We start from the raw sequence: 20,170 nt of genomic DNA on the forward strand, positions 1-20,170 counted from the left end.
CGATGGACAACCCAGACGCGTTGCGCAGCTTGCCGCAAGTGCACTTCGCAGGCGACGAAGATGCCATCGTGCCGCCTGTTCTGACGCAGCAATTCGCGGCCGCTATTGCCCCCGACACCGTGCAGGTTGAGCCGGGTTTCGACCATCACTGTTGCTGGCAGCAGGCATGGCCACAGCTGTTTCGCCAGGCCGAGACAGCGCTTAAGCGCCGCGCTCAGCCGACGACCGCACCAACGCCTTGACACACGACAGCAGCGTTTCCAGCGCAAACGGTTTGGTCAGCACTTCGGTGCTCGCCTGTAGATGACATTCGTCCAGCACATGGCTTTCGGCGTATCCGGTCATAAACAACACCGGCAAACCCGGCCGGTTGCGTCTGGCCATATCGGCCATCTGCCGACCGTTCACGGCGCCAGGCAGGCCGACGTCGGTGATTAGCAGGTCGATACGCGCATCGGAATTGAGCAGGTTCAAGCCGGCGTTGCTATCGGTCGCTTCGATGACATCGTAGCCAAGGCCGGTGAGCAGTTCGGTGACCAGCAGGCGAATGGAGGACTCGTCCTCGACCACCAGAATCGATTTGCCCGGCGCCACCTGCCCGGCTTGCAACAAGGTCGACGGCGCTTCGGGCACAGCGGCCGCGCCGACATGATGGGGCAGGTACAAGCGCACGGTGGTGCCCTGCCCGACCGTGGAATCCACACGAATCTGCCCGCCCGATTGCTGGGCGAAACCGTAGATCATCGACAAGCCAAGCCCGGAACCTTCGCCGGTGGTTTTGGTGGTGAAAAACGGTTCGAAGGCGCGCGCCAACACGTCTTCGTGCATGCCCACGCCGGTGTCTTTGACGCAAATGGCCAGGTACTCGCCTTCGGCTAAACCGGGGTCCAGCTCCGGCCCCGACTTGAGCAGGCAGTTGTGGGTTTCGATGGCAATGCTGCCGCCATCCGGCATGGCGTCGCGGGCGTTGAGGCACAGGTTGAGCAGCGAGTTTTCCACCTGAGCCGGGTCCACCAGCGCCGCCCACAGGTCCGGAGCCAAGCGCACCTTCACCTCAATTTCGGGCCCCACGGAGCGGCGGATCAGTTCTTCCATGCCACCAATCAAGCCGTTCACATCGGTTGAAACCGGCGCCAGGGTTTGCCGGCGCGAGAACGCCAGCAAGCGATGGGTCAAGGCGGCGGCCCGTTGGGTGGCGCCCTGGGCGATGGCGATATAACGCTCCATGTCGGCGACGCGGCCCTGGGCCACGCGCATTTTCATCAGTTCCAGACTGCCGCTGATGCCGGCCAGCAGGTTGTTGAAGTCATGGGCGATACCGCCGGTGAGCTGGCCCACCGCTTCCATCTTTTGCGACTGGCGCAACGCGGCTTCGGCGATTTCCCGTTCGCTCACCGCTTCGGCGACGCGCTGCTCCAGGGTGCGGTTAAGTTCTTGAATCGCGGCTTCGGCGTTCTTGCGCGCGGTGACATCGATGGACGAGCCGATTAAGCCGATCACCTCACCGATCTCGTTTAGCAACGGCGCCTTGACCGACAGCCACACGGTTTTAGAGCCGTCCGGCATGTCGACATATTCTTCGATCTGCTCAGCTTTGCCGCTGCGCATAATCCGCCGGTCGTTCTCCATCACCTGGCGGGCCTGTTCTTTGTCTTCGAGAAACTCGAGGTCGGTTTTCCCCAGGTAATAAGCCGGCGGCTTGCCGATCAGTTCGGTCGTGCCCTGGTTGGCCACCAACATTCGGCCGTCGAGGTCTTTGGCATACACCACGCCGGGAACGGCGGCGGCAAACACTTCCAGCAGGCTCGACACCCTATCGCGCTCTGCCTCAGCGCGGCGGCGCGGTTCGATATCGATCAGCACACCGGGAAAGCGCACTGCATTGCCGAAGGCATCCAACTGGGCGTGGCCGCTGGCTTCCACCCAGCGGTACGAGCCGTCGCTGTGCATCACGCGGTATTCGCACCGGTAGGGCCCGCCACGCGCCATGGCGTCGGTGATGGTGCTTCCAACGCGGGCACTGTCGTGGGGGTGGATCGAGGCAAACGCCTGATCCAACGACAGGCCACTGGCGCACTGTTCTAAAGGAATACCAAAGGTTCGGGCAAAGCGCTCATCGGCATTGATCTGGTCGTTGGGAATGTCCCACACCCACGTTCCAACAATTGCCCCCGCATCCAGGGCCAATTGCAAACGCTCTAGCGGATCAAGTGCCGATGCCGGCTCGTCGATGGTTGCTGGCGGATGAGACGAAGAGATGTTCATGGACGACTGCACACCTGAAGCTGCCCATTAGGGCACAGGAAAAAGGATTAAATCGGGAGGCGTTGAGGCTCCGACAGTCACCGCTGGAAAAGGTTACGGAATTTTGTGATCACATGTCGAAACGCGAATGAAGTCAACCGCTTAAAGCGTTCACGCCTTCGTGAGCAGCGGGCAAACCTGGGCAGCGCGGTCGGCCAGCAGACTGCGCAAGGTGTGCATTTGGGCGATGCGCTCATCAAGCAAGGCGATTTTCTCGCGGAACAAGTCGGCCAACAGCTGCGCCGATGCCGACTCGCTGTTCCATAACAGCGGCAGGTTCTCGCCGATTTCTTTCAGGGAAAAACCGAGCTGCTGCGCCAGCTTGATATAGCCCACCAGCTCCAGCGTTTGCTCGGGATAGAAGCGGTAGCCGTTGGCGGCGCGCTGCGGCTTGATCAGGCCTTTGTCTTCATAAAACCGCAACGCATCCACCGACACCCCGGTACGCGTCGCCACCTCTCCGATTTTCATAGCACGTGCCCGTATTGACTCTGGACCTAGGACCAGGCTTTAGCCTGCGGGCTCGAACTGTGAGGGAAGGCCATGATTAGCGTAAAGAACAATCTGAACATCGTGCGCGCCAGTGCCGGCTACGACTTGCTGGTGATGCTGGCGTTCGTAACACCCTGGACGGCCACCTGGCTGTTTGAGGTGTTTGCGGCGCTGTCGCACGCGCTCGCACTCACCCGGCCCACGCCGACCCTGGCTGGCGACGCCATGTTGCTGGCCAACCTGCTCGGCAGCGTGGTGGTGGTGTGGTCGCTGTGGCGTCTGCGAAACCCCAGCCGCAGCGTCGGCTTGTACGACGCACTGGCGCGGCTGTTGTTTACCGTGTGGCAAGTGGTTGCCGTGGCGCATGGCGCGAGCTTTCTGGTGCTGGGTTTTACCGTGATGGAAGTGGTGTTCGGTATTGCCCAGGTGCTTCCGATCAGGCAACCGCCATCGCGCTGAACAGCGGAGCGTAGTCGGTCTGCGACTGCAGACTGGCGACAAACCCCAGCACACGCTCCTGGGCGGCGGCGTCGATATGCAGGTCTGCCATGCGGCGGAATTTGCGCTCGAAGTCAGCATCGCTCATGGGCGTCTCCAGCGAGCCGGGGCCGCTGAGCATTTCGCTGACGCGCTGTTCGCCGCAGGCCAGCGTCACCGTTACCCGGTTGGCCAGGTACTGCGGAAACAGCGCCGTCAGGGCCGCATCTTCGCTGACCGTGGTGCACCTCATCAGGGCGATGGCGCGCGGGTCGGCGATCTGCTCCGGTGAGTACGAATTCAGTGTGATGTCCCCATCGAGCAACGCCCGCGCCACGTTGTACGGCAAGCTGTGGTCGGCGGTTTCGCGGGTTTGCGGTCGCCACTTGTCTGGCGAGTCGGCCAGCACGCGGCGGTTGAACTCCGAGGTTTCGATATGAATGGCGGCAATCGAATTTACGTCGGCAATCTGCGCCCGCAGGTCGATACCCGCCCACACGGCAGTGTGCAGTTCGCCATTGGTGGGAAAGGTTTTGGTCAGCGACCTGAGGATCGCAAACTGGCCGTTGTCGGCATTGCCGAAGCTATCGACATCCAGCTCGAATTCGCCGGTCACCTGTTTGAACAAGCCCATGTCGCCTTCAAAAACCGGCGACGGGCCGGTCATGCCATGGCGCGCCAGGCTCGCGGCGAATATGGCATTGCGCGCGGCATTGGCGGCCGAACAGCCTTTCCAGTCCGACAGCGAACCCGAGCGTACCTGACGCATGGCCAGGTGGCCAGCTAAGGGCAATATTGATCGCCTGCTCGGTACGCGCCTCGTCGAGTTTCAGCAGCCGTGACGCCGCAGCAGCCGTGGCCACGTTGATGTAATTCACATGGTCCCAGCCGCGTTTGTTGAGGCTGGCGGCATCCTGCAGGCGCATCTGTATTTCGTAGGCCAGCACAATGGCCGCCATCAGCTCGCGACCGCTGGCGCCCTGCGCTTCTGCCAGGGCCAGGCAGGCGGGAATGTTGTCGCTGGGGTGGCCCGGTTCGCGGCCCATGTAGCCGTCGTTGTAATCGAGAAAACGCACCATGGTGCCGTTGGCAAAAGCCGCCAGCTCCGGCGTGGTTTTCAGTGCCGTACCGAACACGCTGGAAGATGCTTGCGGCGTTTGCGCTGCGAGGGCTATCGCAGCCTTGACCGGGCCGGCGTCATAGGCCCCAAGGGCGCAGGCCAGACTGTCCAGAACCCGTTGGCGCACGCAGGCCAGTACCGGCTCGGGCAGCTCATCTGCTTGCAGTTCACAGGCATAACGCGCCAGGCGCCGGGCCAGGGTCGGGGTGTTCATACACGTCTCCTTTTTCATCGGCGAAGGCGCTCAGGCCAGCCACGGATTGGCGCTCAGGTGCGCGGCTTCGAACTCACGTATTTGCGCAGTGCGTTGCAGGGTGCTGCCGATGGCATCCAGGCCCAGCAGCAGCGCCTCTTTGCGCAGGGGATCGATGTCGAATGCGACACAGGGAGCCGTCGCTCAGCTGAATCTGCTGATGGGCCAGATCCACGCTGAGGTGTGCACCCTCGGGCTTGCTGACGGCTGCGCCGATGCGCTGCACGTCACCCTCATTGAGTTCAATCAGCAGCACGCCATTGCGCTGGCAGTTATCGAAAAAAATGCCGGCAAAACGGCTGCCGATCAGCGCGCGAAACCCCAGCTGTTTGAGGCCCCACACCGCATGCTCGCGGCTGGAGCCGCAGCCAAAATTAGGCCCGACCACAAGAAAGCTGGCCCGATTCCACGGTGCCCGGTTAAGCACGAATTCCGGGTTCGACTGGCCGTTTGGAAGAAAGCGCAGGTCGAAGAACAAACCGCGATCCAGGCCGTTGCGGTCGATGCCTTTGAGAAACTGCTTGGGCATGATCACGTCCGTGTCGATATTGGCGGCAAGCAGCGGCGCGGCAATGCCGCTGACGATGGTGAACGGTTGCATATCAGGCCTCGGCAATAAGCGAACGAACGTCGGTGAGGTGGCCGCAAATGGCAGCCGCAGCCACCATCGCCGGGCTCATCAAATGGGTACGCGCGCCGGCACCCTGACGGCCCTCGAAATTACGGTTGGTACTCGACGCGCAGCGGTCGCCGGGGGCGAGTACGTCATCGTTCATGGCCAGGCACATGGAGCAGCCGGACTGGCGCCACTCGAAGCCGGCGTCGCGAAACACCTGGGCCAGCCCTTCGGCTTCGGCCTGATCGCGCACCAGCGTCGAACCCGGCACGATCATCGCCCGCACATGGCTGGCGACACGGCGACCGCGCACCACGCGCGCCGCGTCGCGCAGGTCTTCGATGCGGGCGTTGGTGCACGAGCCGATAAAGGCGTGGCTGATGGCTATGTGCGCCAGGGGCTGCCCGGCTTTCAGGCCCATGTAGCGCAGGGCACGCTGCAAATCCTGGCGGCGAATAAGGTCCGGTTCATGGGCCGGGTCCGGTACGTGCTCGCCAATGGTGGCGGCCTGATCGGGGCTGGTGCCCCACGTCACCATGGGCTGCAAGGCACTGGCGTCAAGCAGCACCTCTGCGTCGTACTGCGCACCGGCATCACTGAACAGCTCACGCCACGTGAGCAGGGCGCGCTCCCACAGCTCGCCGCGCGGCGCCCGTGGTTTGTCTTGCAGGTAGGCAAACACCTTGTCATCCGGCGCCATAAAGGCGCCGCGGGCGCCGGCTTCGACGGCCATGTTGCAGATGGTCATGCGTGCCTCGACGCTGAGCGCGGCAATGGTCGGCCCGCAGAATTCGATGGCGAAACCGGTGGCGCCGGCAGCGCCGATACGCTGGATCAGCGCCATGATGATGTCTTTCGAGGTAACGCCGGCGCCCAGCTTGCCTTGCACCGTCACGCGCATGCTGCGCAGCTTTTTGTAGACCAGCGTCTGGGTGGCGAGCAGGTGTTCGATTTCCGAGGTGCCAATGCCGAAACCAAAGGCGCCCAGCGCGCCGTACGTGGTGGTGTGGCTATCGCCTGCGGCAACCACCATGCCCGGCAGAATAAAGCCCTGCTCCGGCGCCACTACGTGCTCAATGCCCTGACGCTTGTCGAGCACGTCGAACAATTCCAGGCCGAAGTCGCGGCAGTTTTCTTCGAAGTACGACACCTGCCGCGCGCCGCCGGCATCCGGCATGGTGGCGATGCGTTCAGGCGCTGTCGGGTTCACGTGATCGACCACACCGAGCGTCGCCGTGGGCCGCCACACGGCTCGCCCCGCCTCGCGCAAGCCGCTGAAGGCTTGCGGGCTGGTGTACTCGTTGGCCACCTGGCGGTCGATATACAGCAGCACGTGGTCGTGGTCGTCGAGGCGGCACACGGTGTGGCTGTCGATGTGTTTTTCGTAGAGGGTGCGCGGGCGCGTGGTCATGTCATTGCCCTCGCGCATCGCTGCAACGACCATCGGCGATCACACAGGCCGGCAGCGGCGTGTCGCCATCAAGCACCGCCACCACGCATTGCGCCGCCACCCGGTTGGTGCGCTGCAGGCCTTCGTGGGTAGAGGCGCCGCTGTGGGGCGTGGCCACCACATTGGGCAACGCCAGCAGCGCTTCGGTGATGGGTCGATAAGTCGGGTCGTTTTCGCTGAGAAATACATCCAGCCCGGCGCCGGCAATGGCCCCGTCGAGCAACGCCTCCAGCAGCGCGCGGTCATCGACCAGGCCGCCGCGTGCGGTGTTGATCAGAAAAGCGCCCGGTCTCATACGATTGAGCGCCTGGGCGTCGATGAGCAAGCGGGTCTCTTCCACCAGCGGCGCGTGCAGGGTCACGTAGTCGCTCTCGGCCAGCAGCGTGTCGAGGTCGACAAAGGTCACGCCGGTTTCGTTTGCGTAACGCCAGTCCAGCGTTGGCGAATACGCCAGCACGCGGGCATCGAAACCGGCCAGGCGTTTCGCGACGCCACGGCCGATACGCCCAAGGCCGATGATGCCGACGGTTTTGCCGTACAGATCGCTGCCCAGCACGATGGTCCACTCGCCATTGACCATGCGCGCCTTCGACTCGCCCAGACGCCGGCCCAGCGCCAGCATCATCGCCAGTGCGTGGTCCGCGACGCTGGCGTCATTGCCGCCAACGGCGATGGTCGCCACCTTGCCGCTGGCGCGCACGGCATCGACATCGACGCGTTCGTAGCCCACACCGCGCCGGGAGATCACTTGCAAGCGTGGCAACTGCGCCAGCAACCCGGCGGTGATATGGGCGTGACCGACAATCCAGCCATCGGCCTCGGCGAGCAGCGCAACCAGTTGCGCCTGGCTCAGGTCACCGTCGCCCTGCCCTTCGCAGAGCTCGGCAATCTGCACCGTACAGCCCTGGCTGCGCAGCCAGGCCAGACTTTGCGGGTCAAAAAAGCGCTGGGTAATGACGACGTTACGAGAGAGATGTTCGGGCATGGTTATCGCCTCATTACAGGACATTCGCCGCCTCGACAGCGGCCTTTCGCGGAGCAAGCCGCCCTCGACTCCCCGCCCGGGCCGGACGGGGAATGGCTAAGCAAGGGAGAAGAACTAGAGAATTGCGCCGGTAACCAGCGCCGAGAGAATCAGCACCGCCGAACAGCCCAGCGCCCACAGCAGGCAGTAACGCTGCAGCTCGCCCATGTCGCGCTTGAGCAGGCCGACCAGCAGATACGGCGCGGCTATCAAAGGACTCAATGCGTGCACCGGCTGGCCGAGTACCGAAGCGCGGGCGATCAGCAGCGGGTCAACGCCATGCTGCTGCGCCGCGCCATTGAGGATCGGCAAGATGCCGTAGAAAAAGGCGTCGTTAGACATAAAGAACGTAAACGGAATCGCCGCCAGCGAGGTGATCACGCTCATGTACGGCCCGGCGTTGGCCGGCACCACATCGAGGAACGCCTTGGACATGGCATCGACCATGCCCGAGCCGGCGAGAATGCCGGTGAAGGCGCCGGCCGCGAAGATCAGCGCCACCACGTTGAGCACGTTGTCGGCATGGGCGGCGATGCGTTCTTTCTGATCGGCCAGACGCGGGTAGTTGATCACCAGCGCCAGGGCCAGGGCGATCATCATCAGCACCGGGAGTGGCCCGAGGCCCATGCCCATACTGACCACCAAGCCTACGGTCAGCGCCAGGTTCACGCAGAACAGACGCGGGCGATGGCTGTCCTTGACCTTGCGCTCCAGGGCGGGCGCCGTGTCGTCGGTTTGCCCCGGCTGCCAGCCCAGACGCCGCCGCTCGCGCTTGCCCAGCCACCAGGCGGCAGCGAAGGCGTACACCAGGGCGATAAGCATGGCCGGAATCAGGCCGACGAACACGTCCATGGCATCCACGTGCAGCGCGCTGGCCGCACGGGCAGTCGGCCCGCCCCACGGCACAATGTTGATCACGGTGTTGGTCAGCAGCAGCATCACCGCCAGAATCAGCGGGTTCATGCCCAGGCGCAGGTACACCGGCAGAAACGCCGTCACCACCACCAGCACCGTGGTCGCGCCGTCGCCATCCAGGGAAATGACAGTCGATAACGCCGCCGTGCCGAGGGTGATGCGCAGCGGGTCGTTGCCAACCCAGCGGATGATGCGCTTCACCGCCGGCTCGAACAGCCCGGCGTCAAACATCACCGCGAAGTACAGCAAGGCGAACATCAACATCATGGCAGTGGGCGTGACCTTGAGCACGCCGTCCAACACCATGGTGCCCATCTGCGAACCGAGCCCCAGCGCCAGGGCAAACGCCACCGGCACTAGAATCAAGGCGACAATCGCCGACAAGCGCCGCGTCATGATCAGCGCCATGAACACAGAAACCATCGCAAAACCAACCCAAGCCATTCTCTTATCCTTGTTATGTAGAGCCTTCAGGAAGGGAACGTGCACCTTGTGCAGGCAGCGCCAGATGCAACGTTGGGCAAAACCTACACATTGATTTTTTACGAGTAAATCTGTATTTGTTTTGTACACCCTCGTACAGGTGGGTCACTCGCAAAGCTGCGGCAAATCCCCGCAAGCCGAGAACGCCGACCTAGACGCCTCACCCCCTTCACCGCACCGTCAAACAAGGCCGCCATGACTCAACCCGACGAGCTTTATCTTTCCGCCGAAGAGGCTGCCGCCCTGCTCGGCGTCAACCTGCCCACGCTGTACGCCTACGTTGGCCGCAAGAATATTCGCTCGCTCAAGGTTGAAGGCTCGCGCAAGCGCCGCTACTGGGCGGCGGACATCCAGCGCCTGGTCAAAGGCCCGGAAAATGGCGAGCCGGGGGCCAAGCGCAGTGTCGATTCCTACAGCTCGCTGACCCTGCTCACCGAAGACGGCCTTTACTACCGCGGCCGCGACATCCACGAGTTGGTGGAAACAGCCACGGTCGAGGAAGTGGCGGAAATGTTCTGGCAGGTGCCCGGCGCGTTCGGCACCACGCTGCCGCACATGCCGGCCGGCATTGACCAGTTGCTGGCGTTGTATGCCCATACCACGGTGATCGAAAAAGCCATTGCCCTGTTTCCGCTGGTGGAGCGCGCCAACCCGAAAGCCTTTGATCTTTCGCCCGAAGGCTACGCGCGCACCGGCGCCGACGTGGTGCGCTGGTTCGCCGCCCTGGTGGTGGGCAGCAATGTGCCGGACACACGGCCGCTGCATGAATTCATCGCCTCGTCATGCGGCGTTGATCAACGCTTTGCCGACCTGATCCGGCGCATGTTGATCTTGTGCATTGACCATGAACTGGACCACTCCACCTACAGCGTGCGCGCCGCCGCCAACACCGGAGTCACGCCCTACTACGCCGCCATTACCGGCCTTGCCACGGCGCGCGGAAGACGAGTGGCCTATGGCCGGAATGAGGCCGTTAGCCATTTGCTCGACGATATCTGCAATGCCAAGGACCCGGCCGAGCCGATTCTTCAGTACTACAGCCAGGGCGGCGACATACCGGGTTTTGCGCCAATGCCCACACCGCCCATTTGGTGCATACCACCGCTGACCCACGCGCCATCAGCCTGAAGAAAACCCTCGACTCGATGTTCGCCGACGACGCCGAATACCGCAGCCTGCTCAAGGCCATGGCCGTAGCCGAAGAACTGGTGCAGCGGCCGGTGGAATTCATCCTGCTGGTGAGTTTTGTCGGTCGCAAACTGAACCTCGGCGGCCAGGAACTGGCACTTGCCGCCGTCGCCCGGCTGATCGGCTGGTTTGCCCACGCCAGCGAGCAATACAACCAACAACCGCTGGTGCGCCACCGCGCCCGCTATACCGGCGCATTGCCGGGGTAAGTCCCTTCACTCGCCTCGCCTGAAAAGCCCCTCTCCTCAGCCCCTCTCCCACTCGTGGGAGAGGGGTGACGTTTGCTTGCGAGCGCCCACCGGCCGACGCATGCACAAAATCCGTACAGATTTACAACGTATTGGCGTACGTATAGCGTCTTCATGGAGATCAGCTTGTATATGTAGATTATTTCCGTACATATATGACGATCACCAAGCCTAAGTGATGTCTCGGAACACGGCTCTGCCGCGCTCCGCATCGAAAACAAAAACAAAGGTGAAGAGACGTGAAAGCAACCATCAAGCGGCCTGGCTTGCCTGGCGCAGCCGTTCTGGCAATGGCATCGGCGAGTTATACGGCCGGCGCCCACGCGGTCAATTTCAATATCGGTGAAGTGGAAGGCCAGCTCGATTCTGCCCTTTCCGTCGGCGCCAGCTGGGCGGTACGCGCGCCAGACCCGGATTTCATTGCCCAGGGCAACGGCGGCCAGGGCGACTCGCGCACCTCCGACGATGCCCGCCTGAACTTCAAGAAGGGTGAAACCTTCTCGAAGATCTTCAAGGGCATTCACGACCTCGAACTCAAGTACGGCGACTCCGGCGTGTTTCTGCGCGGCAAGTACTGGTACGACTTCGAGCTCAAAGACGAAAGCCGCGGCCTGTATGACATTCGCGACGACAACCGCAAACGCGGTGCGCAATCTTCCGGCGTGGAATTGCTCGATGCGTTCGTTTACCACAACTACGAACTCGGCGATCTGCCCGGCTCCGCGCGCGTCGGCAAGCAGGTGGTCAGCTGGGGTGGCAGCACTTTTATCAGCGGCGGCATCAACAGCATCAACCCGCTGGATGCCAACGCCCTGCGCCGCCCCGGTTCCGAGCTGAAGGAAGGCTTGCTGCCGGTGAACATGATTTACCTGCAGCAAACCCTGGCTGAAGCAGTCAGCGTCGAGGCGTTTTATCAGTTGGAGTGGGACCAGACCGTCGCCGACAACTGCGGCACCTTTTTCGCCAGTTCCGACATCGTTGCCGACGGCTGCGATGACCGTTACGTGGTGCGCGGCATGGACATCGAGCCCGGTCAGTCGGACAACAGCGGCCTTAACGGCAACACCATTTACCTGCCACGCGGCGGTGATCGCGACGCCCGCGACAGCGGCCAGTTCGGTGTGGCCCTGCGCTGGTTTGTGCCGGAGCTGAACGACACCGAAATCAGCGCCTACTACCTGAACTACCACAGCCGCACGCCGGTAGGCAGCTCGGAAATCAGCACCGCGCCAAACCCCTTCGCGGCGCCAGGTTTCGGAGCGGCCAACGCCAAGTACTTTCTCGAATACCCGGAAGACATCCGTCTGTACGGCCTGAGCTTCAACACCACCTTTGGCACGGCCTCGGTGGAAGGCGAACTGAGCTACCGGCCGAACATGCCGCTGGCCATCGATGACCTCACCTACGCCACCCTGCGCCTGGCCCCGGTGGTGCCAAGCGTGATTCCCAACTCCGGCGTTCCGGGCGATGAGATTCATGGCTACACCCGCGTGCCCATGACTCAGGGCCAGACCAGCATCACCCAGACCTTCGACCAGGTTCTGGGCGCCAGCCGCCTGAGCTTGCTGGGCGAAGTGGGTTTCACCCACCTCAACGGCATCAACGAAGGCGACTACGGCGAGTACCGCTTCGGCCGCGCCAGCCATTTCGGCCCCGGTGAGTACTTCGATGAAGACGGCAACGACTTGTGCCGAACCCTGCTCAGCAGCCGCCCGGAGTACTGCAACAACAAAGGCTTTTTCACCCGCAATGCCTGGGGTTACCGCCTGCGCGCCGGGCTCACTTACCCCGGTGTGATCGGCGGGCTTGATCTGAGCCCCAGCCTGGCCTGGTCCCACGATGTGGACGGCAACAGCCCGACCTTCACCGAAGGCAGCAAAGCCGTGAGCCTCGGCCTCAGTGCCAAGTACCTGAACAACTACGAAGCCAGCATCAGTTACACCGACTACTTCGGCGGCGATTACACCACCAACGGTGATCGGGATTTCGTCAGTGCCAGCTTTGGCGTGACGTTCTGAGGACTTACCCATGACAAAAAACTATCTATCGCGCTACGCGCTCTCGCTCTGCCTGCCCCTGCTGATCAACCCGGCGTTTGCCGCCGTCGACGCCGCGCAAGCCGGTCAGCTCGGCAGCACGCTCACTCCGGTAGGCGCCGAACGCGCCGGCAATGCCGCCGGCACCATTCCGGAATGGACGGGCGGCCTGCCGAAAAATGCCGGCACCAGCACCGACGGTTTTCGCTCCGATCCGTTCGCCAGCGAGAAGCCGCTGTTCACCATTACCGCGCAGAACCTCGACCAGTACCGCGCGCAACTAACGCCCGGCCAGCAAGCGTTGTTCGCCCGCTACCCGAGCACTTACAAGCTGCCGGTTTACCCGACCCATCGCAGCGTGGCGTGGCCGCAAAAAGCCTATGACGCCGCGGGCAAAAACGCGGTAACCACCACCGTGGTGGAAGGCGGCAATGGTCTGGAGAACTACACCAGTCCGCTGGCGTTCCCGATTCCAAAGAACGGGCTGGAAGTGCTGTGGAACCACATCACGCGCTATCGCGGCGGCAGCTTTACCCGCGAAACCACGGCGTTCATGACCACGCCCAACGGCGAATACACTTGGAAAACCGAGCGTGACCGCCTGGCCTACAGCGAGGAACTGCTGGACTACGACCCGAGCAAATCGAAAAACATCCTCTACTACTTCACCTCCGAAAACATCGCCCCGGCGCGGGACGTAGGCGGCGTACTGCTGGTTCACGAAACCCTCAACCAGGTAAAGGAACCGCGCATGGCCTGGCAGTACAACTCCGGTCAGCGCCGAGTGCGGCGCGCCCCGCAAGTGGCGTACGACAGCCCCGGCCCGGGCAACCTGCGCACCACCGACCAGACCGACATGTTCAACGGCTCGCCCGATCGTTACGACTGGAAGCTGGTGGGCAAGCGCGAGCTGTACGTGCCCTACAACAGCTTCCGCCTGGCCGACCCCAACAACAGCTACGACGAGCTGATCACCCCCGGTCATCTCAACCAGGACAAAACCCGCTACGAGCTGCACCGGGTGTGGGAAATCATCGGCACGCTGAAAGAAGGCCAGCGTCACGTGTATTCCAAACGCCATCTGTTTATTGACGAAGACAGCTGGACCATCGTCGAGGCCGACCACTACGACGCACGCGGCAACCTGTGGCGCGTATCGGAGAACCACATCCTGCCGTTCTACGACGTGCAGACGCAGATCTCCGCCGGTGAGCTGACCTACGACCTCATCTCCGGGCGTTACCTGGGCAACTACATGTTCAACAAAGTGAAAAACGCCTACCAGTTCGGCCTCAAGGCCAAGACCTCCGACTTCACCCCCGCCGCCCTCAGGGCCATGGGCATCCGCTGAGGTTGGCAATGCGCTCCGTATCTCTGGCGCCTTCATCGACCTGACGCCAGAGACTTTGCCGCCCGCCCCGGGCGGCTTTTTCAACGCGCGCACCGACGCGCAGAGACCTTAGGAAGCAGTGATGGAAAACCCAGTCAAGATTCTGATCCCGTGCGGCTCGCTCGGCTCCGGTATCCGCGAAGAAGAAGTGCGCCTGGGCATCGCCCTCGGCGCCCAGGCCATCGCCAGCGATGCAGGCTCCACCGACAGCGGCGCGGCCTACATGATTCAGGGTGTCGGCAAATACCCGCGCGCCACCATCAAGCAGGAACTGGAAATACTGATGAAGGCTCAGGCCGAGGCGAACATCCCGCTGATCATCGGCTCGTGTGGCCAGTCAGGCACCGACGCGGCACTGGACTGGATGCGTGAAATCGTTGTGGAAATTGCCCGCGAAAAAGGCCTGACCCCGAAGATCGCCGTGCTCTATTGCGAGCAAGACAAAGCCACCCTGAAAGCCAAACACGCCGCCGGCAAAATCACCGAACTGCCGCCGCTGGGGCCGATTACCGATGAGTTGATCGACTCGTGCGAACGCATCGTCGCCTCCATGGGCGTGGAACCCTACATCGCCGCGCTGCGCGAAGGCGCCGACATTGTGCTCGGCGGGCGTACCACCGACACCGCCGTGATCGCCTGCTACGCCCTGCTCAAGGGCACCGGCCGGCCCGGCCTGGCACGCTGCAAAAATTGCCGAATGCGGCGCGCAGTGCACCGTCGACCCCACCAATGGCAACGGCATTTTGATCACCATCGACGCCGACGGCTTCGAGGTCGAACCGCTGCAAGCGAACAACACCTGCGCGCCGGAAACCGTGTGCGCCCACATGCTCTATGAAAACTCCAACCCCTTCCTGCTCACCGAACCGGGCGGCGTGCTCGACGTGACCGACGCCAAATACGTGCAGAAGAATGAGCGTGTGGTGCGTGTCACCGGCTCGCGCTGGATTGAAAAGCCCTACACCATGAAGCTCGAAGGTGCGGCGGCCGGCCGCTTTCAGACCCTGATGCTGATCGGCATCGAAGACCCGGAAATTCTGGGCCGCCTCGACGAATTCCACGACCGCATGCACGCCGCGCTGACCGGCCGTGTGCACGCCGTAATGGGTGACGAAGCAGGTGACTTCAACATCTCCTTGCGCGTGTATGGCTGGAACGCGGTGTCCGGCATGAAGCGCCCGGCCGGTACGCCAGCGCCGCTGGAAGTGGGCATTCTGTTCGTTGCCACGGCAGCCACCCAGGCCCTGGCCACGCGCATCGCCAAAACCTGCAACCCGTGGTTCTTCCACTGGCCGCTGGAGCGTAACCGTGAGCTGCCAAGCCACGGTTTCCCCTTCTCCCCCGCCGAACTCGAACGCGGCGCTGTGTACGAATTCAAACTCAACCACGTCGTTCACACCGACGACGGGCACGAGTTGGTACGCAGCAAATGGATCGACCTCGCCCACTCAGCGGAGACCAACTAATGGCCACCCTCAACGACGTAAGCCGCCACGTACGCTCGAAAAATGCCGGGCCATTCTGGGTCACCGTCGACATCTTCTTCGACAGCAAAGAAAGCTTCAGCAAATACGCCACCAGCGAAAAACTGGCGCCCCAAGCGTTCGCCGAACTCTACGGCGCCAACCCCGAGCAGGTGCAGCACCATCTGGTGCCCGACCTGAACATCCTGAAAATCTCCTACCCGCGCACCTGGCCGCAGGGCGGAGAACTGGAGCGCGACATGCACGCGGGGAACCAGTGCAAGCGCTTGCTGGGCATCGAGCTGGATTGAGGTGGAAGCGAAGCACCTGCGGGCCGTGCAGGTGCTTCATCCAGAGGTTTACGCCGTTGGAACCGTACCGCCATCGATGGTGAATTCCGTGCCGGTTTTGATCCCTGCGCCGCGCTCAAGGCTTTTATCGCCATGGCGCCGCCCTGATCAGGCGATCAGACCCAGCGTCAGCCCTTTCAAGGTCGCCGCTGCCCGGGTGGAGCAGCCCAATTTACGGAAGATGCTTTCCATGTGCGTGCGCACGGTGCTCGGGCTGATGTCCAGCAAGCGCGCCACTTCCTTGTTGCTGCCGCCTTTGCTGATGGCCAGGAGGATGTCGCATTCGCGCGGGCTGAGCAGCGCGCTTTTTGCCTGTGCAAATTTGCGTTCGCCACGGGCGGCGGCGATGACCGCGTCGCAGATTTCGCCGTCGAACAAACCCCGTCGAGCTTCGTCCTTGAGCAGCGCGGCGGCGTCGCTTTCACTATGGGCGGCGCGCCACGGCCGGGCGCCGCGCAATGCCACCCAAGCCACGGCGGCGGCAAACAAACGGTTCTCCGGGCACAGCGATTCGGCCGGCGCGCCGCGAAAATAACCGCTGCCGTCGAGGCGCTCATAGGCATGCGCGGCGATGTTGCCCGGTACGCGCAGTTCGTCGATCTCTCGCGTGGCTTTCTGCGTCCAGTACGGCACCAGATGAACACGCTCCGTCGCCCCATAAGGCAGCGGCCCCGCCGTGTTCCACACATGGTTGGCCACCGCTGCCCGCCCCAGCCCGTGAATCAGCGCGGCCCTGCCCAGGTCCGTGAGGCTTGGCTGGGACAAACCCCACAGACGCCCCGCTTCCACGGCTACATGGGCCACTTGCCGTGAATGGCCGGCGAGAAACGGCAACTTGAGATCGATCATGTCGCCCACCAGCGTCATGCACACCGGGCGCTGAGCCCCGGCATGGCGGGTAGCGCCCGGCGGCGTGTGCAATTGGCTCAACCACTGGGCACCGTTTTCCACCACCACGTTCGCCAGCGCGGCCGGATAACGTTTGTCGGCTTGCTGACCGATCCAGCGCAGCGCATGGTCCACGCCATGCGCCCGACTGAGAATCTCGAGGTCGCCGGCCAGCACCACCTGATACGCCGCCTGCGGAGTCTGCTCACGGCTCAAACCCAGCGGCCGACCGCTGCCGTCGTAGGTTTCGAAAACCCGGCGCAAGGCGGTTTCCACCTCGCTGCCAAGTTCGAGGGTTTTGCCGATTTCGCCGGCCACTTCGCAATGCACCACGGCGAGCGGCGCGGCCTGGTGCACAGCCTGCATGTCGTCGGCGCTGAGCGTGTTGTCGAGCATGGCGCGGCGACCGGCCACGTCATCGCCCAGCAAATGGGTGAAATCTTCGGCGTTGGCGGTGCAGCCCGACCAGCGCAGCAGCGCCACCTGTTCCACGGCGGCCAGTTGCGCCCCCGCCTCACCTGCGGCCTGCGCCAACTGCCGCGCCAGGCGACCTACGCGCTGCGAATGGCCCAGGGGCTGGCCCATGCTGAGGTCGCCGACCTGCGAAATGGCATCGAGCGCTGCGCCCAACGAAATGCCGAACTGCCCTGCGCTTTCCATGAAAAAACTCCCTGGGTCGGATAAATGACCGATACCTGACAACCGGGTCGGTCAGCAAACTGGAGCTACCCAAACAGGAGATCACCCCATGAAAACGTTCAAGCTGAAATCCGCCATCGCCGCCTTCGCTATCGCCGGCGCCTTCGCCACCGCAAGCCACGCCGAGAATACCGCGCCTTCGGTGGTCATCGTACACGGCGCATTTGCCGACGGTTCGGACTGGGCAAAAGTGGTTCCGTTGCTGCAAGCCAAAGGCGTTGCCGTGACCGTGGTACAGAACCCGCTCACCTCATTGACCGACGACGTGGCCGCCACCCAGCGCGTGCTGCGCAACCAGCCCGGCAAGGTGGTGCTGGTGGGCCACTCTTGGGGCGGCACGGTTATCAGTGAGGCCGGCAATCAGAGCAACGTCAGTGCACTGGTTTACGTCGCCGCGTTTGCGCCGGATGCCGGCCAGGCCACCGGCGAACAAGGCAAAGGCGCGCCGACGCCACCGGGCATCAGCCAGATCAAGCCAGACGCCAGCGGCTACCTGTACCTGACCCCCGAAGGCATGGCCAAAGACTTCGCCCAGGACCTGCCGGCCGCGCAAACCGCCATCATGACCGCCACCCAGGGGCCGATCAAAGCCTCGGCCTTTGACGAGCGCACCACCGTTGCCGCGTGGAAAACCAAACCGTCCTGGTACGTGCTGGCTACCAGCGACCGGATGATTCACCCCGACGTTCAGCGCTCTTCAGCCAAGCGCATCGGCGCCCAGCTGAGCGAACTGAACACCAGCCACGTGCCGCAGCAATCGCAGCCTGCCGAGGTGGCCGAGGTGATTCTCAAGGCGGTGAAAAGCGTAGAGAACCAGTAAGCGCTGGCCGCGATTGCCGGGTGCAAGCCTGACAATTGCGGATGCGTTTTTCAGCTTCGGGGCAACAGAAGGCGCCAGGATTAATTACACTGAGCGCCTTCTTCTGCCACTTCGGTGGCCGCCCCAGACAGGAACTCGCCCCCATGGCCTCAGCCGACAAACAACAGAAACGTGCCCAGCGGGCCAAAGCCAAGGCCAAACAGAACCGCTCGGGCAAGGGCAAACCTTCAGTGGTGCACCCGCTGCTGGCTAATCCGGCGATCAACGAGCCGTTCGATGATGTGGAAATCGACTTGAGCACCTTTGATTTCGCCGACATTGAAGAAAACGGGTTCGACCCGGCGCTGTTCGATGATCTGTTCCAGACTATGAAGGCCGCAGAAGGCATCAGCTTGTTGGCGATGTGTCTGGTGTTCTTGCAGTACCCGGTGCTGGAACTGGTGGTGGCTGAGGAAGCTGAAGAGCCAGCAACGGATTTCATGATGGGCTTGCTCATTGTTTATCGCGGCCTGTTCCACAACGAAGAAGAAGACGCGGCGGTGGAATGGGTGGGCGGTGAAACCTTTCAGGCGGCGTTCACGGAAGCCTCGCAGATTCTGCAGAAACGCGACGCCCGCAGCGCTCGCCCTTGAAGTCATTTCCTCTGCTGCGCCTGGCGCTGCTCACGGTTATTGCCCTCAGCGCCCCGGCACTGCACGCAGCCACGCCGGTAGCCCCCGAAAACCACCGCATCACCTTGCGCACCCTGGACCCCAACGCCGTGCCTGTCGGCCAATGGCGGCTCAAGGTGTGGGCGAGTTACGCGCCCTTGGAACGAGGCGCACCGAATACCACTGAAACCACCACCTCGAGCGATAACTGCAAAAGTTCAGGCGCCTTCAACTCGGGGTGGACATTGCGGCGCTGCACCCGTACGTACGACCGAAGCGTGTCCAGAACACTGCCGGCCGCACAGATGCGGGCAGCCGATGCGCGCACGCTGAACCTGGATTTCCCCCCAGTGGTTGAGGACAAAGGCGGCGTCTTTGGTATCGAGGACGTGGTGCTGGAATACACCACCTGTGCCAAAGGCTGCGCGATGGAGCGTTTGGACGTGCGGCTGTCGTGCTGGGATGAGCAAGTGGAAGCGGGCGAAGTGCTGGCCGAAGGCATGGTGTTCAGCTATTCACGCGGCGCCAAAGCCAACCCGGCCACCGCGCAGTGCGGGCTGCATGTGGGCGACGAAACGACGTGGGCCAACCAGGCCACTGTGATGCAACGGGTGCGCGGCCATTTCGGTGATGACCAGCAGATGTTTAGCAGTGAGATGCTCAACGTATTTACCGCCATTCCCACCCGCGACCACGGCTGGCAATGGAACCCCGCACGCGGCAACCACACCACCCTGTGCCGACTGCCCGATAACCAGCAGTACCTCAGCCGCGACCTGCTCGCCACCCTGCCCGTCTCGCTCGGCTGGCCGTACCGCCACGAAGTAGAGATACGGGTGACCAGCAAGCCAAACGGCGAGGTGTGCACCATTTGGCTGAGCGGCACGGACGATGAAACCTACCTGCGCTATTTCTACACCTTTGATAACGGCCAACTGGTGATGGTCTCCACCGACGACGAACCGGATGACGTCGAGCGCGAATGGCGCTGGGCCAACGGCGAGCCATGGGAATACACCCGCAGGCAAATGCCCGACTCGGTGGCCGGGCATGACGCGATTTTGTATTGGCACAAGGTGGCGGCTGAGCAGTGGCCGAAGCAGATGGATTATTCGCCGGATTTTAAGGAGTTTGCGGGGTTGAAGGCGTTTGCTGGGGAGTTGGTGGAGCGGTTTGGGAAGTGAGGGGTTTGGTTTTGTGCGGCTTGCGCGTTCCCCTGCACGACTCTGGATCCCGAATCGTCGGACCGCCGCGTTCGCGAGGATGACGGTGGATTGGTTGCAGACGCGTGTTTTCCTACACCA

Annotated in this window: 20 protein-coding genes and 1 pseudogene; 12 read left to right on the top strand and 9 right to left on the bottom strand. The window is 62.8% G+C overall.

Annotated elements, in window-relative coordinates:
• Positions 1-2: 2 nt before the first annotated feature.
• Complete coding sequence (locus ACZZZP_RS14325) at positions 3-242, top strand: hypothetical protein (protein WP_463536621.1); 240 nt, start codon at positions 3-5, stop codon at positions 240-242.
• On the opposite strand, the gene ACZZZP_RS14330 is transcribed toward ACZZZP_RS14325, so the two are convergent.
• Both ACZZZP_RS14330 and ACZZZP_RS14335 read right to left on the bottom strand, forming a co-directional pair.
• Positions 202-2,265, bottom strand: coding sequence for a hybrid sensor histidine kinase/response regulator (locus ACZZZP_RS14330; RefSeq protein WP_463383166.1), 2,064 nt, complete (start codon positions 2,263-2,265; stop codon positions 202-204). The two genes, ACZZZP_RS14325 and ACZZZP_RS14330, sit on opposite strands and share 41 nt — an antisense overlap.
• Before the next feature lie 150 nt (positions 2,266-2,415).
• Positions 2,416-2,775, bottom strand: a complete 360-nt coding sequence (locus tag ACZZZP_RS14335; RefSeq protein ID WP_463383167.1) for a MerR family transcriptional regulator — start codon at positions 2,773-2,775, stop codon at positions 2,416-2,418.
• Between the two features lie 72 nt (positions 2,776-2,847).
• Here ACZZZP_RS14335 and ACZZZP_RS14340 point away from each other — a divergent pair, with 72 nt between their 5' ends.
• Entirely contained in the window at positions 2,848-3,255 is a 408-nt protein-coding gene (locus ACZZZP_RS14340; protein WP_463383168.1) for a hypothetical protein, read from the top strand.
• On the opposite strand, the gene ACZZZP_RS14345 is transcribed toward ACZZZP_RS14340, so the two are convergent.
• The 6 genes and pseudogenes from ACZZZP_RS14345 to ACZZZP_RS14370 form a co-directional block, all read right to left on the bottom strand.
• Positions 3,233-4,018 carry an MmgE/PrpD family protein gene (locus ACZZZP_RS14345; RefSeq protein ID WP_463536955.1) on the bottom strand — a complete coding sequence of 262 codons (786 nt, stop codon included), beginning with the start codon at positions 4,016-4,018 and terminating at the stop codon, positions 3,233-3,235. The two genes, ACZZZP_RS14340 and ACZZZP_RS14345, sit on opposite strands and share 23 nt — an antisense overlap.
• A complete protein-coding gene (locus ACZZZP_RS14350; protein WP_463536622.1) occupies positions 3,915-4,607 on the bottom strand; it encodes an MmgE/PrpD family protein in 693 nt (230 codons plus the stop codon). Before ACZZZP_RS14350 ends, ACZZZP_RS14345 begins: the two co-directional genes overlap by 104 nt.
• Positions 4,608-4,637: 30 nt before the next feature.
• A pseudogene (gene leuD, locus ACZZZP_RS14355) lies at positions 4,638-5,247 on the bottom strand (3-isopropylmalate dehydratase small subunit).
• A gap of 1 nt (position 5,248) precedes the next feature.
• Positions 5,249-6,673, bottom strand: coding sequence for a 3-isopropylmalate dehydratase large subunit (leuC, locus tag ACZZZP_RS14360; RefSeq protein WP_463383171.1), 1,425 nt, complete (start codon positions 6,671-6,673; stop codon positions 5,249-5,251).
• 1 nt (position 6,674) lies between these two features.
• Positions 6,675-7,697: a phosphoglycerate dehydrogenase gene (locus tag ACZZZP_RS14365; RefSeq protein ID WP_463383172.1), complete on the bottom strand. Its 1,023-nt coding sequence runs from the start codon at positions 7,695-7,697 to the stop codon at positions 6,675-6,677.
• Positions 7,698-7,811: 114 nt separating this feature from the next.
• Positions 7,812-9,095 carry a CitMHS family transporter gene (locus ACZZZP_RS14370; protein WP_463383173.1) on the bottom strand — a complete coding sequence of 428 codons (1,284 nt, stop codon included), beginning with the start codon at positions 9,093-9,095 and terminating at the stop codon, positions 7,812-7,814.
• Positions 9,096-9,329: 234 nt separating this feature from the next.
• On the opposite strand from ACZZZP_RS14370, the gene ACZZZP_RS14375 reads away from it, so the two are divergent.
• The 7 genes from ACZZZP_RS14375 to ACZZZP_RS14405 all read left to right on the top strand — a co-directional run bounded on the left by ACZZZP_RS14375 (position 9,330) and on the right by ACZZZP_RS14405 (position 15,770).
• Positions 9,330-10,262 (top strand): citrate/2-methylcitrate synthase, encoded by a 933-nt coding sequence (locus tag ACZZZP_RS14375; protein ID WP_463536623.1) that lies wholly within the window; start codon positions 9,330-9,332, stop codon positions 10,260-10,262.
• The gene (locus tag ACZZZP_RS14380) at positions 10,226-10,531 is read left to right on the top strand and encodes a citrate/2-methylcitrate synthase (RefSeq protein ID WP_463536624.1); all 306 of its coding nucleotides are present in this window, start codon (positions 10,226-10,228) and stop codon (positions 10,529-10,531) included. The genes ACZZZP_RS14375 and ACZZZP_RS14380 overlap by 37 nt, the downstream gene beginning before the upstream one ends.
• A 278-nt stretch (positions 10,532-10,809) precedes the next feature.
• A complete protein-coding gene (locus tag ACZZZP_RS14385; RefSeq protein ID WP_463536625.1) occupies positions 10,810-12,588 on the top strand; it encodes a DUF1302 domain-containing protein in 1,779 nt (592 codons plus the stop codon).
• 10 nt (positions 12,589-12,598) lie between these two features.
• A complete protein-coding gene (locus ACZZZP_RS14390) occupies positions 12,599-13,957 on the top strand; it encodes a DUF1329 domain-containing protein (protein WP_463383176.1) in 1,359 nt (452 codons plus the stop codon).
• Between the two features lie 121 nt (positions 13,958-14,078).
• On the top strand, positions 14,079-14,834 hold the full coding sequence (locus tag ACZZZP_RS14395; protein WP_463536626.1) for an acyclic terpene utilization AtuA family protein: 756 nt from the start codon (positions 14,079-14,081) through the stop codon (positions 14,832-14,834).
• The gene (locus ACZZZP_RS14400; RefSeq protein ID WP_463383178.1) at positions 14,740-15,462 is read left to right on the top strand and encodes an acyclic terpene utilization AtuA family protein; all 723 of its coding nucleotides are present in this window, start codon (positions 14,740-14,742) and stop codon (positions 15,460-15,462) included. The genes ACZZZP_RS14395 and ACZZZP_RS14400 overlap by 95 nt, the downstream gene beginning before the upstream one ends.
• Entirely contained in the window at positions 15,462-15,770 is a 309-nt protein-coding gene (locus tag ACZZZP_RS14405; RefSeq protein WP_463383179.1) for a DUF4387 domain-containing protein, read from the top strand. Before ACZZZP_RS14400 ends, ACZZZP_RS14405 begins: the two co-directional genes overlap by 1 nt.
• Before the next feature lie 147 nt (positions 15,771-15,917).
• Here ACZZZP_RS14405 and ACZZZP_RS14410 read toward each other — a convergent pair whose 3' ends face one another.
• On the bottom strand, positions 15,918-17,357 hold the full coding sequence (locus tag ACZZZP_RS14410) for an HD domain-containing phosphohydrolase (RefSeq protein ID WP_463383180.1): 1,440 nt from the start codon (positions 17,355-17,357) through the stop codon (positions 15,918-15,920).
• Positions 17,358-17,445: 88 nt separating this feature from the next.
• Between ACZZZP_RS14410 and ACZZZP_RS14415 the strand changes: the two genes are divergently transcribed.
• From ACZZZP_RS14415 to ACZZZP_RS14425, 3 genes are all read left to right on the top strand, one after another.
• Positions 17,446-18,216, top strand: coding sequence for an alpha/beta hydrolase (locus tag ACZZZP_RS14415; RefSeq protein WP_122450345.1), 771 nt, complete (start codon positions 17,446-17,448; stop codon positions 18,214-18,216).
• A gap of 143 nt (positions 18,217-18,359) precedes the next feature.
• Entirely contained in the window at positions 18,360-18,848 is a 489-nt protein-coding gene (locus ACZZZP_RS14420) for a hypothetical protein (protein ID WP_122494938.1), read from the top strand.
• On the top strand, positions 18,845-20,050 hold the full coding sequence (locus tag ACZZZP_RS14425; RefSeq protein WP_463536627.1) for a hypothetical protein: 1,206 nt from the start codon (positions 18,845-18,847) through the stop codon (positions 20,048-20,050). The genes ACZZZP_RS14420 and ACZZZP_RS14425 overlap by 4 nt, the downstream gene beginning before the upstream one ends.
• The last annotated feature ends 120 nt before the right edge of the window (positions 20,051-20,170 follow it).

The organism is Pseudomonas sp. AC211 (assembly GCF_979258055.1).

Excerpts from the sequence above, each read along its gene's own strand:
- ACZZZP_RS14325 (WP_463536621.1), top strand. The coding sequence starts at position 3 with ATGGACAACCCAGACGCGTTGCGCAGCTTGCCGCAAGTGCACTTCGCA.
- leuC (WP_463383171.1), bottom strand. The coding sequence starts at position 6,673 with ATGACCACGCGCCCGCGCACCCTCTACGAAAAACACATCGACAGCCAC.
- ACZZZP_RS14350 (WP_463536622.1), bottom strand. The coding sequence starts at position 4,607 with ATGAACACCCCGACCCTGGCCCGGCGCCTGGCGCGTTATGCCTGTGAA.
- ACZZZP_RS14390 (WP_463383176.1), top strand. The coding sequence starts at position 12,599 with ATGACAAAAAACTATCTATCGCGCTACGCGCTCTCGCTCTGCCTGCCC.
- ACZZZP_RS14340 (WP_463383168.1), top strand. The coding sequence starts at position 2,848 with ATGATTAGCGTAAAGAACAATCTGAACATCGTGCGCGCCAGTGCCGGC.
- ACZZZP_RS14375 (WP_463536623.1), top strand. The coding sequence starts at position 9,330 with ATGACTCAACCCGACGAGCTTTATCTTTCCGCCGAAGAGGCTGCCGCC.
- ACZZZP_RS14335 (WP_463383167.1), bottom strand. The coding sequence starts at position 2,775 with ATGAAAATCGGAGAGGTGGCGACGCGTACCGGGGTGTCGGTGGATGCG.
- ACZZZP_RS14365 (WP_463383172.1), bottom strand. The coding sequence starts at position 7,697 with ATGCCCGAACATCTCTCTCGTAACGTCGTCATTACCCAGCGCTTTTTT.
- ACZZZP_RS14370 (WP_463383173.1), bottom strand. The coding sequence starts at position 9,095 with ATGGCTTGGGTTGGTTTTGCGATGGTTTCTGTGTTCATGGCGCTGATC.
- ACZZZP_RS14405 (WP_463383179.1), top strand. The coding sequence starts at position 15,462 with ATGGCCACCCTCAACGACGTAAGCCGCCACGTACGCTCGAAAAATGCC.
- ACZZZP_RS14415 (WP_122450345.1), top strand. The coding sequence starts at position 17,446 with ATGAAAACGTTCAAGCTGAAATCCGCCATCGCCGCCTTCGCTATCGCC.
- ACZZZP_RS14395 (WP_463536626.1), top strand. The coding sequence starts at position 14,079 with ATGGAAAACCCAGTCAAGATTCTGATCCCGTGCGGCTCGCTCGGCTCC.
- ACZZZP_RS14410 (WP_463383180.1), bottom strand. The coding sequence starts at position 17,357 with ATGGAAAGCGCAGGGCAGTTCGGCATTTCGTTGGGCGCAGCGCTCGAT.
- ACZZZP_RS14420 (WP_122494938.1), top strand. The coding sequence starts at position 18,360 with ATGGCCTCAGCCGACAAACAACAGAAACGTGCCCAGCGGGCCAAAGCC.
- ACZZZP_RS14330 (WP_463383166.1), bottom strand. The coding sequence starts at position 2,265 with ATGAACATCTCTTCGTCTCATCCGCCAGCAACCATCGACGAGCCGGCA.